The sequence below is a fragment of the Halopelagius inordinatus genome (assembly GCF_900113245.1).
Lineage (GTDB): Archaea > Halobacteriota > Halobacteria > Halobacteriales > Haloferacaceae > Halopelagius > Halopelagius inordinatus.
In genome coordinates, this window is sequence record NZ_FOOQ01000001.1 from 1447212 (window position 1) to 1460190 (window position 12979).

General features: G+C 52.4%; 11 protein-coding genes. 6 read left to right on the plus strand and 5 right to left on the minus strand.

Annotated elements, in window-relative coordinates; genetic code table 11:
- Positions 1-111: 111 nt before the first annotated feature.
- Entirely contained in the window at positions 112-816 is a 705-nt protein-coding gene (locus BM167_RS07495; protein ID WP_092890923.1) for an acylneuraminate cytidylyltransferase family protein, read from the minus strand.
- A gap of 119 nt (positions 817-935) precedes the next feature.
- Here BM167_RS07495 and BM167_RS07500 point away from each other — a divergent pair, with 119 nt between their 5' ends.
- A complete protein-coding gene (locus tag BM167_RS07500) occupies positions 936-1580 on the plus strand; it encodes an acetyltransferase (protein WP_092890925.1) in 645 nt (214 codons plus the stop codon).
- A 26-nt stretch (positions 1581-1606) separates the two neighbouring features.
- On the opposite strand, the gene BM167_RS07505 is transcribed toward BM167_RS07500, so the two are convergent.
- Positions 1607-2458 (minus strand): sugar phosphate isomerase/epimerase family protein, encoded by an 852-nt coding sequence (locus tag BM167_RS07505; RefSeq protein ID WP_092890927.1) that lies wholly within the window; start codon positions 2456-2458, stop codon positions 1607-1609.
- Positions 2455-3483, minus strand: coding sequence for an N-acetylneuraminate synthase (neuB, locus tag BM167_RS07510; RefSeq protein ID WP_092890929.1), 1029 nt, complete (start codon positions 3481-3483; stop codon positions 2455-2457). The genes BM167_RS07505 and neuB overlap by 4 nt, the downstream gene beginning before the upstream one ends.
- A 101-nt stretch (positions 3484-3584) precedes the next feature.
- On the opposite strand from neuB, the gene BM167_RS07515 reads away from it, so the two are divergent.
- Positions 3585-4679: a DegT/DnrJ/EryC1/StrS family aminotransferase gene (locus tag BM167_RS07515; protein ID WP_092890931.1), complete on the plus strand. Its 1095-nt coding sequence runs from the start codon at positions 3585-3587 to the stop codon at positions 4677-4679.
- A 46-nt stretch (positions 4680-4725) separates the two neighbouring features.
- Positions 4726-5709: an NAD-dependent epimerase/dehydratase family protein gene (locus tag BM167_RS07520; RefSeq protein ID WP_092890933.1), complete on the plus strand. Its 984-nt coding sequence runs from the start codon at positions 4726-4728 to the stop codon at positions 5707-5709.
- Here BM167_RS07520 and BM167_RS07525 read toward each other — a convergent pair.
- Both BM167_RS07525 and BM167_RS07530 read right to left on the minus strand, forming a co-directional pair.
- Positions 5706-7100 carry a nucleotide sugar dehydrogenase gene (locus BM167_RS07525; RefSeq protein ID WP_177213299.1) on the minus strand — a complete coding sequence of 465 codons (1395 nt, stop codon included), beginning with the start codon at positions 7098-7100 and terminating at the stop codon, positions 5706-5708. The two genes, BM167_RS07520 and BM167_RS07525, sit on opposite strands and share 4 nt — an antisense overlap.
- A 483-nt stretch (positions 7101-7583) precedes the next feature.
- Complete coding sequence (locus BM167_RS07530; RefSeq protein ID WP_092890937.1) at positions 7584-8645, minus strand: class I SAM-dependent methyltransferase; 1062 nt, start codon at positions 8643-8645, stop codon at positions 7584-7586.
- A 706-nt stretch (positions 8646-9351) separates the two neighbouring features.
- Here BM167_RS07530 and BM167_RS07535 point away from each other — a divergent pair.
- From BM167_RS07535 to BM167_RS07545, 3 genes are all read left to right on the plus strand, one after another.
- Complete coding sequence (locus BM167_RS07535) at positions 9352-10218, plus strand: glucosamine inositolphosphorylceramide transferase family protein (RefSeq protein ID WP_092890939.1); 867 nt, start codon at positions 9352-9354, stop codon at positions 10216-10218.
- Positions 10219-10303: 85 nt separating this feature from the next.
- Positions 10304-11311, plus strand: a complete 1008-nt coding sequence (locus BM167_RS07540; RefSeq protein WP_092890941.1) for a hypothetical protein — start codon at positions 10304-10306, stop codon at positions 11309-11311.
- A 144-nt stretch (positions 11312-11455) separates the two neighbouring features.
- Positions 11456-12886 carry a hypothetical protein gene (locus tag BM167_RS07545; protein WP_143095480.1) on the plus strand — a complete coding sequence of 477 codons (1431 nt, stop codon included), beginning with the start codon at positions 11456-11458 and terminating at the stop codon, positions 12884-12886.
- Positions 12887-12979 lie beyond the last annotated feature (93 nt).

The window sequence follows — 12979 nt, forward strand, 5'->3', positions numbered from 1 at the left end:
TCTTAGGAAGCGTAATAAGGATTCGTTTCTGGTCGTATCTCACGGCACGGACTGGGCCTGCAAAATGCGTATCAACCCGGCTCGTCCCCCGCCGCGGATGCCGACGCTCAGTTAATTCTCGTTCGACTCCATCAACGTTCGGACGAGTTCGAGTTCGAACGGTTCGTCTATGTCTATCGACCGTTCGGGTGGCATTTCGTATCCGATTGTTACGTCTGTGTAGAAGTTAATCTCCTCGCGGAACGCTTCGGTCCGAGCCGCGAAGATAGCGCCGTTCGGGTGGTACAGCGTCGGAAGGTCCTGACTTCTCGGAATGTTGTCCGTCCAGAGGACATCTCGGTCGAAGTGAGGGCGGAGAACGTCGTCTTCCGTTTCGACGGCCCAGTACGGTGGTTCGTCGTACTCCGAGATAGAGACGAGAGACGTCGCTTCCGAGTGGTTCCGAATCTTCGCTACGGCATCGTCGATATCTTGGGCAGTTCGAAGCGGCGTCGTCACTTGGAGCATAACCACGATGTCGGGGGAACCGACATGACGTTCTACCCAATCGAGGGCGTGCTCGACAACCGGTGGACTCGTCGCCTCGTCTGTTGCGAGTTCAGCAGGACGAGTGAACGGGACTTCGCCGCCGTATTCGCGTGCGGTCATCTGTATCTCCTCATCGTCTGTCGAGACAATGGTTCGGTCCAACGCCTCGGATTCAGCCGCCTGTTCGAGAGTATGGGCGATGAGAGGTTTCCCAGCGACTTCCCGGAGGTTCTTTCGAGGGACGCGAGATGAGCCTCCTCGCGCGGGCACGACAGCGAGAGTGTCCATGCCTTTCGGCAAGTTGTACTATAAAATAAGTAACTCGGTTAATTAGGGGACGACGTTCACTCAGCGAACCCTCTCGAGGGGGAAATAGTCAAGTAAAGTGCGGGCAAATCGCTGCGAATATGAAGATCATTATTGTCGGGGCCGGTGGCCATTCGAGAGTCGTCTACGATATCCTCAGGGCTGATCGAAACGTTGCCGTCTCTGCGTTCGTTGATAACTCGCCGCGCGGGTCAGAGGAGACGATTATGGGGGTGCCAGTTATCGGTGACCACGATGTGTTGCCGGAATACGTCAAAAAGAACGATGTCGCTGGATTCATCGTCGCGGTCGGAGACAACGATATTCGACAACAGCACTTCGAGACGATGACCGATATGGGACTAGAGCCGGTTAGTGCGATTCATCCCGATGCGACGATATCAGAAACGGCGAATATCGGGCCAGGGACGGTTATCGCGTCCGGTTCGATCATTACGACGAACGCGAAGGTGGGCGAGAATGCTATCGTGAATACCGGTTCGGTCATCGAACACGAAAGCGAGGTAGGCGACCACGCACACGTCGGACCGGGAACGACTGTTGCCGGGCGAGTCCGCATCGGCGACGGCACATTCGTCGGGATGGGGAGTTCAGTTACGGACTACACGACGATCGGCGAGAACTCGACGATAGGTGCCGGTTCGGTTGTTCTCGACGACGTAGAATCGGACACCGTCGTCGCAGGTGCCCCCGCCGAGTTAAAACGACGGAAAGAGCAACAGTAACGGCGGAGTTGCGAGAGGGTCGGTATTTAAGCCGTTGGGTAGGACTTAACCAACGTATCGAGGTGCGCGGCAAGTTCACTCGCGTGGTCGAATTTCGCCTCGACACTTGCGACAACGTCCGGGAACTGTTGGTAAATGTCCAGTGTTGAGTCGTCGGGGGTGATTGGTCGATGTTGATCGCTCTCTCCATTGTTCGTGTGAAGGTGGAACGCCTTCAGATACGGTGCAGATTCCTCCACAAATGTAGCAGGGTCGTATCCTCGAGTCGCCGCTGAGACGTTCAGGTGTCCGGTATCGAGAAGAATTCCGATTTCCTCCGGGTCGATAGAGTCGAACAGTCGTTTACATTCACCGGGTTCGCATAGTAAGACGAGTGGCTCGTCCTCGATGACGTTCTCCTCCGTAACGACGTTATTCTCGACTGCAAGTTCGACATCCGTATCCCGCGCGTATTCGGCGACTTCTCGGAGCGATCGAACAAACAGATCGAAACAGCGGTCGTACAGCGCTACTTCGCACGGAAATTCGAGTGACAGGTTCGGATCGGCACGAAACCCAGCATGGAACGTGTACAGGTCGATTCCGTGTTTGTCACAGAAATCGATTCCATTGCAGACGTACGAAACGCTTCTCTGTCGAATCGATTCGTCTCGCGATGCGAGGTTCAAGACGAAATCGTCGTCGAGAGGACGGAAGTAGTTGTGTGCAGCGAATTCGAAGTCGTAGGACGTTACTATCTCGTTCATATCGAGAGTGTCCGGACAGTACCCCAGTTCGACCCGTTCGAGACCTGCGTCCTCGTAGGCATCGAGCGTCTCGACGTAACTGTGGCCGTTGAGACATGTCGTCGAAGCGAACGGAATGGCTCTCTCTCTCATTCGAGATCGTCCCACGTTACCGGGTCGTTCGTATCGATGTCGTGTACGAGTGTTCGGTTTACCACGTCGTCTATCTCCCACGGGTCAACCCCCTCAAACGGGCGAACTACTTTCACGTCTTCTATGTCGAGTTGCTCGCCCTTCTCCATCGAACGTCTGAAGTGGAGGCTCCGACGCATCGAGCCGATATTCTCTCGTTCCTCCGCGGAGAGTTCTCTCGCCGTCCCTCCCATGGCACTTGTGACCGCGCGGACGCCCTCGACTAGTTCCGTCAACTGATCCGGTTCCAGCGAGGCGAAGTGGTCGGGCCCGTCCATCTCTCTATCGAGCGTGAAGTGCTTCTCAACGGTAGACGCTCCTCGACTGGCAGCCATTACCGAGATATCTGTTCCGAGTGTGTGGTCTGAGAATCCAACCGGGGCGCCGAACGCGGACCGGAGCGTCTCGATAAACCGCATGTTCACCTGCTCCGGTTCTGCCGGGTAACACGAGACACAGTGAAGTAGCGTAAGGTCGTCGCAGCCTTCCTCGCGGAGGAAATCGACGGCCCGTTCAATCTCTCCGAGCGTCGCCATCCCCGTCGAGAGGATGATTGGCTTCCCCGTCTCGGCGACAGCTTCGAGCAACGGTTTGTTGACGATATCTGCCGACGCGATTTTGTACCGTTCGACCCCGAGTGATTCGAGAATCGAGACGCTATCAGAATCGTACGGCGTCGACATGAATTCGATACAGCGCTCCTCGCAGTACTCCACTAACGTCTCGTGGTCTTCTCGATCAAGGACGACACTACTCAGCATCTCGTATTGACCACCTGATCCCGAGCGCTTCTGGTACTCGGCCTTCTCGGTGGCTTCGGTGACAACCTCGTTCGGGTCGAACGTCTGAAATTTGACAACATCCGCACCTGCTTCGACCGCCTCGTCGACCAGTTTCTTCGCGAGCGCCAGTTCCCCGTTGTGGTTGATACCCGCCTCCGCGATGATTTCGCAGTACTCTGAATCGGTAGGTGGAGTCGTTGACATACTAAGACTGTACCTCTCGTAGGGGCATATGAAAGTTGTATCTTTCGCGGATCCACGTTGAATCGACAAGACTAATGCGACTCCTTTAACACAGAGTCACAATGATTCCCGTCGCCGAGCCTTGGATAACGGACCACGAGCTTGACTACGTGACAGACTGCGTAGAACGGGCGTGGATATCTCCGAAAGGGAACTACGTAGAGGAGTTTGAGGACAAGTTCGCCTCGTTCGTGGGAACGGAGTACGCGTTCGCTACCTCCTCCGGTACGTCCGCTCTCCATCTCTCTCTGGTCGCTGCCGATATCGGCCCCGGCGACGAAGTTATTGTTCCAGACTTAACATGGATTGCGTGCGGGAACGTAGTGGAGTTCTGTGGAGCAGACCCTGTCTTCGTAGATGTCACCGCAGAGACGTTCACCTTAGATCCACAAGCGGTCAAGGATGCAATCACGGACAGTACTGCGGCTATCATGCCGGTTCATCTCTATGGACACCCATCCAATATGGAACCTCTCCTCGATATCGCCGACGAGCACGACCTGTTCGTCGTCGAAGACGCCGCCGAAGCCCACGGTGCGGAGTACCGAGGTTCTCCGGTGGGAAGTATTGGCGATGTCGGCTGTTTCAGCTTCTACGGCAACAAAATTTTGACGACCGGACAGGGTGGGATGATAACGACAGACGACGATGAATTGGCCGACCTGATCACGCTCTACCGCCGCGACGGCATGTCCCGTGATCGGAAATACTACCACGAGGTTGTTGGATACAACTACCGATTGACCAATATGCAAGCGGCTGTCGGAGTCGCACAAGTTGAGCGAGCAGACGAGATACTCGAAGAAAAAAGGCGTGTCGCGGAGACGTATCGAGAGAAGTTGGCCGACGCTCCCGTCAGGTTCCAGTCGGAGCCCGACTGGTCGACTCCGACGTACTGGATGAACGCTCCAGTTTTCGAGTCCGCGGAGGTTCGTAACGCCGTCGTCGATGCACTCGAGGATGCCGACGTGGAAACACGACCGCTATTCTATCCACTTCACGACCAACCCCCCTACCGAGGGCGGAACCGAACCTCCCCGACCACGTCAGTGGATCTCTACGCACGAGGGATGAATCTGCCCTCTGGGCCTCTTCTCAAAACGGACGAGATTGAAGTCGTCTGCCGAGCGGTTCTTAACGGCATAAATAACGCGTAGAGCAGACAGCGAAGGTCATTTCACCACCCCTCCTGAACGGGAGAGTATGGAAGTACATGTAACAGGCGGTGCCGGGTTTATCGGCTCGTACTTAGTTCGCTCGCTAGTAGAACAGGGCCACGACGTGACGGTATTCGACAACATTAGCCGCGGGGAGGTGTCGAACCTCGAAAACGTTCTCGACAAGATTCGGTTCGTTGAGGGAGATATCCGAAATCGAGACGAACTCGAGGAGGCTATCGAAAGTCCGGATATCCTCTATCACTTAGCAGCCATCAACGGTACCAAGAACTTCTACGATCGACCGTACGAGGTGCTAGACACGAACGTCGAAGGAGTCCGGAACGTAGTCGACATCGCGCGCAAACAGGACGTGGACCGACTCGTCTTCTCTTCGTCCTCAGAGGTGTACGGATATCCAGAGCGGTTCCCGACCGACGAAGATCACGTCCTTCAGATCATGGACCCCGAGAACCCCCGATTTTCGTACGCGGGGAGTAAAATTATCGGGGAACAGTACGTCGTGAACGGCGCAGACGACTCGTCGTACGACTACACTATCGTCCGTCCGCACAACATATACGGCGAAGCGATGGGCTACGACCACGTGATTCCCGAGTTCATCGAACAGATAGTTACAGATCAGCCGTTCACCGTATACGGTGACGGCGAACAGACGCGGAGTTTCTGCTATATCTCGGATGCTGTGGACGCATTCGTCCGTGCGGGCTTCGAACGAGGCGGCGAAAACCAGATATTCAACGTCGGAAAGCAAGAGGAGGTGACGATCAACGGCCTAGCCGACCGGCTCTTTGATATTGCGGGCGTCCATCCGGAAGTCAGTCACATCGAGTCGGAGGAACTCAAAGGTTCTACCCGACGGCGGCAACCAGACGTGAGTAAAGCCCGTGAGCTGCTCAATTACGACCCAGCTGTCTCGTTGGATGAGGGTCTCGAACGGACGTTCTCGTGGTACTGCGAAGATTTCACCGGAGTAGAGCTGGAGGAGTGGCGCGAGCGGAGAAACTAATCGGTTCGCAACGTCTCGCGCTTTGTCTCGCCACTCGATTTCTGACCACCGACGACATCGTAGTAGAAGCCCAACTGCTTGACGGTAGTTTTCGGAAGAAGATTCCACCCGTCGATAATGATAGGTCGTTTTGCCATCCCTTCTTTTACGCGGTGAAGGTCGAGATTCTCGAAGAGGGGATTGTCGTTCATAATGACAACGATGTCGTACACCTCCTTCTCGAAGAGGGATGTCAAGTCGTCGTCTGGCTCTACTGAACGCGCATTCAACGAGGAAATCTTCTCGTCTTCAACCAACGGGTCGTACGCATCCACCGTACCGTATGCGGACAGTTCTGATATAATTGGTTCTGCGGGCGTGTTTCGGATGTCGTTCGTTCCGGGGCGGCCCTTGAATGCGACGCCGAGGACCAACGAACGGACACCATCCTCTCGCCCCGTCTCTGTGAGAGCATCCCGAATAATCGCGTTCGTCACGTCCGGCATCGATTCGTTGATATTTCGGCTCGTGTCAATGAACTGAAGCACGCTATCGAGCAATCCGTCGGCCTCGTCAACGCTGTTCATCAACAAATACGGGTCCTTTGGGAGACACCCGCCGCCGACGCCTGCGCCGGGTTGCATAATCGAGTTACGGTCGTATCCGGCATTAGCCAATTTGATGATTCGCTGACCGTCTAGGTCGTTTTGTCGGGCGATTTCCCCGAACGCGTTTCCGATAGCGATGTTGATATCGCGATACGTGTTGTCGAAGAGTTTTATCATCTCGGCCGCTTCGGGCGAATCAACCTCGATGATGACATCTGCCGTGTGACTGAACACTTCGGCGCCTCGGTCCACGGACTTTTCATCGTACCCGCCGACGACCTGCGGCAGGTTGTGAATCTCAGCGAGAGCGTCGCCTTGTACGGTCCGTTCGGGGGCGTGCAGGAAGTAGAGCTCCTCTGGAATATCTATCTCGGCTTCCCTCTTGAGAATTTCGAGCATCTCTCGCGACGTACCTACTGAGATAGTACTTCGAATGATGACTGTATCTTCGGGCTCAAGAATCGTGGAGACCGATTTGATCGCCGATTCAAGGGCGGAGGTGTCAGGTTCACCGTTCTCGTCGAGAGGAGATCCAACAGCGAGAATGTAGACAGATCGGTCGCTCACGTCGGCTTCTTCGAGTGACTTACGAAAGCGTAACTTCCCGATTTTCTGTTGCGTTCTGATCGTCTCTTTCAGTCCCGTTTCGTCAAAATGAGGGATTCCCTGCTGGAGGTCAGACAGTTTCTCCTCGTCCCTCTCAATTCCAAGAACATCGTACCCAGATTGGGCCATAGCCGCGGTCAATGTGAGTCCAACGTAACCTTGCCCGATGACGCAGATTCCAGTATCTGGGTCTGGCATAGTAACCGCTTGCATGAGTCCGCATATATACGTTGTGTCTCATTTGTTTGCGATTTTCGAATCTGTGAGGGAGTGTGATAGGTAAAAACCGAAACTGTAACCGTATCCTTTTGATCGAACTCACTCGATTTTTAATAGAAGGGCTCGCTAAATCACCGGGAGTCGATTCTCAATCCTGAATTCTCCGCCTCTCGGCGGAATCCACCAGTCTCGGAAGGCGCGAAAAGGACAAAAGCAGTACGAATTTCTTTGAGAACACGGCTTGTCTGAGGACGCGAGTATCGTCGAGATCGATACTGGCTCGAGAGGAATTCTCGTGTACTTGCAAAAAGCACGAGGCGACAGGGTACGATTTGGACGGAGAGCCTGTCGAATATCCACGCACCGAATACGGCGTAGATATCTGTCCCTGTTAAGTTATTTAAAATATAAACATATTGGTGTGAGATATTCTAAAAAATGCCTGTACAGTAGGTTAATTAATTAACTAAATGCCATATTATATAATCTCTTTGCTGTTGGGTAAAATCCACTGGATCTAACGAAATTAACGAACTGTGGGCTCGTAGCATATTGGCTCAGCAGATAAGGAGTCGGGATTGGGCCATAGAATTCCCGCCGATCCAAAACATCCATGATAACGGGGTATTCGGAGTCAAAATCAACCGTTATCTCGCCAGGAGTCCAGATACTACGGACGTACTCCGATCCAGCTTCTCGTTCGAAGCCAGCCTTCCGGCACACGTTCGATAATGTTGTCAGTGTGAAATAAAATGTGTGTGCAGTTTGAAGGGGTTCTTGAAAATCCGCGAACATCGGGCGCATGCTCATACGGATGCCGGGGACCTCAATGTAAACGACCGTCTCTTCGTGACAAAGCTCGCGAATTGCCCGTAGTTCCCTGACTGGGTCTAAAAAGTGTTCGACAACGTGTGATAAGGTGATGACATCCGGAGCGTCGGAGAGTGACGCATCTTCTGCACTTCCCACTCGGAGATCCAACTCATGCGTCGTCTGAGCATACGTCGCATTCTGCTCACCGAGATCGTACCCGACAACCGAGTGACCCTGGTCTCGGAAATACGCCATTGTGCCCCCTGCTCCCGCCCCTATGTCAAGGACGGACAAACTTTCACCGAGGTCAGTAACCGAGGAAAGATATTCGTATGCCTTAGGCGCGCGATCGTATTCAGCCTCAAATAGCCAATCCGACGTTTTCTTCTCGCCTTTATGCAGTAATTGGTATTCATCGTTATAGAACTCAGCATAGGAATCTGCGGTAAGGCGGGGGTTGGTTTGGATGAGTCCACAGTCTTTGCATACGCAAACTGGGTGTTTCAGCCCGTATCGGTCAATCTCTGCCAGCGTTCTGAACCCCTGGCCGCTGCAAACCGCACAATTGGTTGCTTCGAACTGATACCGTCCCTGTCGAAGTTTTTCCCAGATTTGCGCGACCTGTTGTTGTTGGATTGGTGTCAGTTGGTGTGCCGGGCTGCGCCCTTGTTGGAACCGTGGAGAAAGCAGTTGTTGGTCGCTTGCGGTCATTGTGCTGACTTACATTAACACATAGTTAAGTGTCTCCCTTATAGATGTGTTACATATCGAATTTGTCTTACGATTCACCATTTCGATGCTCGCAATTCCCTTCCTCACTACCCAAGACCCAGTTTAACCATCAGCCGATGCTGTAACCAGGATTTCCATTGGATGGTTCAACTAGCACACACGTATTATTTTACGCTCGAAACACTGTCAAACGTGATGCTCAAATCTGGATTCAAACCAGTATTCGGATATCAATACATATGGAATGTCTGGAGGCCCGTCGGACCAAAATAGCGAGCGGATCGGTTCTGACTACGGTGCCACTCTTCGATTCCTACGACAGATAGCGATCTACCGCCGTATACCCACGAAACACAATATTCCGTGGGGAATCAACCACAGTATCTCCCGTAAAGTATTTCTGAAACTGAAACAGCTCAGGATTCACGACCAGGTCAACAACTGTATACGGATGTCCTTGGACTCTGACACCCCTGTCCCTAGCGATAGACAAATCCGCTGAGCGTGGAAAGATATATCGTTAATTGAGCGATTAATATTCAAAGTGAACAATCTGATTGAACGCGGAGTACGGAATCCACAGGAGATCCCTCGATTTGTCCGTCGGAAGTTGAGAGACCGAATCCGAGTCGTGACGAACCGTCTACCACCTCTTTGGACGTACACGGCAGAAAACTTCGAGGGCATGTTAACCGTCAAACCATATCGGGGTATCGATCAACCGGTAGTTGACGGTACTGAAATCCACGACTTCGCTGCTGACTGGGTCGCAGATCCGTTCCTCCAGTACGATGACGGGACGTACTATCTCTTCGCCGAGGCCGCAAAAAATGAGTACCCAAAGAACGGGGCGTGTCTCGTCTGGTACGAATCGCCTGACGGCCTCAGTTGGAAGTACCAAGGAGTCGTACTTGACAGACAGCCCGGATCCGACATGACGGACTCGTATCCCCAAGTCATACAACACGAAGGGACGCGGTATCTCGTCCCCTCATTTGCACGGGGATCGAACGCCGATGAGTTCCGTATATACGAATTTACTGACTTCCCAGCGGAGTTAAACCACGTCGAAACTCCGGTCTCGGAGGGTGTTCGAGGGGATCCGACGTTGTTCAACTGGCAGAATAAGTGGTACTGCATCTTCGAAGATTTCGACCATCACCTACGACTGTACTACTCCGACAGCTTCTTGGACGGTAACTGGGTTGAACACCCCGAGAGCCCCATCGAGACGAGCCGTGAACTTCGTCCCGGCGGGCGACCAATCGTAAGAAGCGATTGTATAGATTTCTTTACCCAGGGACCGCGTTCAAAGCGTACTAGTTTGTTATGTTACCGGATAACAGAGATTTCTCCAGAGAGATTTGAGTGGACAGAGATCGAAGCATCGCCTGTACTGTATCCGGCGAGCCATTCCGGTCGATGGAACGAGTTGAAGATGCATCATATAGATACTCTCGAACCACCGAACGACGGAAAGTCGATAGTCTCGGTTGACGGCCAGAATCGACACGGAGACTATTCGATCGGGATCTATCGTCCGTCCAGTTAACTAAGCTACTAGTTTGTAAATTTGAATAACTACTGACCCAAACCAGAATCGTTTTTATATTCCATGCGACCATTGAGGTATCCAGATGACACACAGCCGTTACAACCTCTCGAATGTAAACAAAGCGATACAGAATCCGTCGTTATTTCTTGAAGAAATGGAGAGGTTGAGCAAGCCGAAGAACATAAATAAGATACTTAACAAAATCCTATTCGAGAAGGATTACGGAGATCAGGCCAACGTAATGGCCGAGGATTGGGACAACCTGATAATTTTAGACGGGTTTCGGTACGATTACTTCGAGCAGTACAACACGATAGACGGAGAGTTATCACGCATAACCTCTCAAGGGTCACACAGTACTGAATTTTTAGAAAAAACGTTTGTGGGGCGGCAGTTCCACGATACAGTCTACATCACCGCAAATCCTCACGCACCTCGCCTCGTCGACGACGACGTATTTTACTTGATGGAATCAGTCTACGATGCAGATAGGGAAACCGCTGCTCGAGAGCATTACCCAGAGCAAGTCATAGAGATGGCTCTTCCGGTCATAGAGGGGTACCCGAATAAACGACATATTATCCACATGATGCAGCCGAACGTCCCATTCTTGGGCCCGACCGCCGAAAAAATACGAGAGAGGTTGTATTCGGAAGAGGGAGTTACGTTTGTAAACATGGAACCGTCGGACGTACCAGAGTCGTTCTCTCCTCGAGAGGAGTTAGGAACTATCAAAGAAGCCTGCGAAAAAGGGTATATTTCAGAAGTGAGTCTGAGAGAGGCGTATCGAGAGAACGTCAAGATTGCACTCGAATACGCTCAACAGTTGTTGGACGAGATAGAAGGAAAGACGGCGATTACGGCCGATCACGGCGAGATGCTCGGGGAGCGAGTTCCGCCACTCTACTATAAACAGTATAGCCACGAGAGGCACATCTATACTGACGAACTTCGACACGTGCCCTGGCTGGTTATCGATTCGGACGAAAGACGTGAGATATATAGCGAAGATCCGCTTCAAGATAGCCAACTCGCCGACGACACCGTCAAAGACCGGTTAGAGAAACTGGGGTATCTCGACTATGTATAACAGTCGTGTTGCCGACGATATCCTTAGGTAGGAGCGCCGACCACGATTGGTCGAACAATCATGGAATCGAGATTTAAAACTGAATCGAAGAGTATCGAACGGATGGTTTGAACACAGAACGACTCGTCGCTTTTTCATATTACCGTGAAGCAAGAGAAGACGATGGAGGAGACATATAAGGATATAAGCGAGAGGTTCTTGACACTCGAAGAAGATCTGAACCTATTCGAGTCTCGGATCGACGGAGTTCGCTTTTGGGAGTATATTCGATCAGAAGTCCATCAAGAGATATTGGAGCGGACCGGCCTCATAGGACGCGTTCATACGGAGAAGGGTGTTACAGTTCGAGAGCGCCTCAAGGGCGTGTACCTGTGGGCGCGGAACCTAGTCTATAAGAGCTCATTCTTTGGAGAGGAGCGTGATATGCTGTTTTTCGGTCACCCGCGACGGAAGTTAGAAGAAGATGGACTCTGGTGGGATCTCTACTGCGACCCGATCCTCGATACACTCGAACTTGACTATCGGTATATCGAGTACGATTACCAGTTAGATCATGCGTCACCGGCGAAGACGGAAGATAGGGATTTCGTCGATTTCATAAATTACTCGGGGACGATTTGGAAGACCGTCAGACCGAACACTCTCAGCGAGGGAGATGCGAAACTCCTAGAGACGGTGAGCGAGGAAATCGAGAATCGCTTCGACTGTTCGATTGACATCGAAGGCAAGGTTCGCGACGCACTCGCAGATAGAGAGGTAACATACCCTCTCTACAAACTCCTGCTCCGGCGTGTCGATCCGGAGGTCGTAATTACGGTTGTTAGTTACGGAAAAGAATCATTTATCGAAGCATGCGACGCGTACGATGTTCCTGTCGTGGAACTCCAACACGGGACCATCAACCAATATCATATGGGATACTCCTTCCGGGGCGAACGGACCAAGCGGACGTTCCCGGACTACTTCTTTTCTTTTGGCTCCTTTTGGACGGGAAGTGTCGAGTTACCCCTGCCTAAGAGCCACATTTTCGATATCGGATACCCCTATTTGGAGGGTCAGTTTAGAAAGTATTCGGGCGTAGAACCTACTGGTTCGATCATATTCATCTCTCAGGGATCGATCGGAGAGCGTCTCTCTAAGTTTGCTCTCGAAGTAAACGAGCTAGTAGGGGCCGAGCGAGAAGTTGTGTACAAGCTTCATCCGGGGGAGTACGACAGATGGCGGGACGAGTATCCTTGGTTAGTTGACTCTGATATTACGGTGGTTGACGAAGAGAGGCCGAGCCTGTACCGCCTCTTTGCAGAGGCTGCAGTCCAAGTCGGCGTCTACTCTACTGCGGTGTACGAAGGGATGATATTCGAACTGCAGACGTATCTCGTTGATTTACCCGGCGTCGAATACATGGAGGGGTTGTTGACGGAAGACCACGTCAAGCTAGTAGGCGAACCGTCCGAAGTAGTCGTAAACGGCGACGGATCCAGGGAATTCGACGTGGATCGATACTTTACACCGAACCCGATAAACAACTTCAACGAAGCGCTCGATGCCATCCTTCGGAAGGAAAACCAGAGTTGACGGCGGCGAATCTCTATTTCCACCGGCGGACACTGACGGACCGCCGAACACAGCCTCCCGAACGGTGGTTGCAATACACCGGGTAAGAAGGGT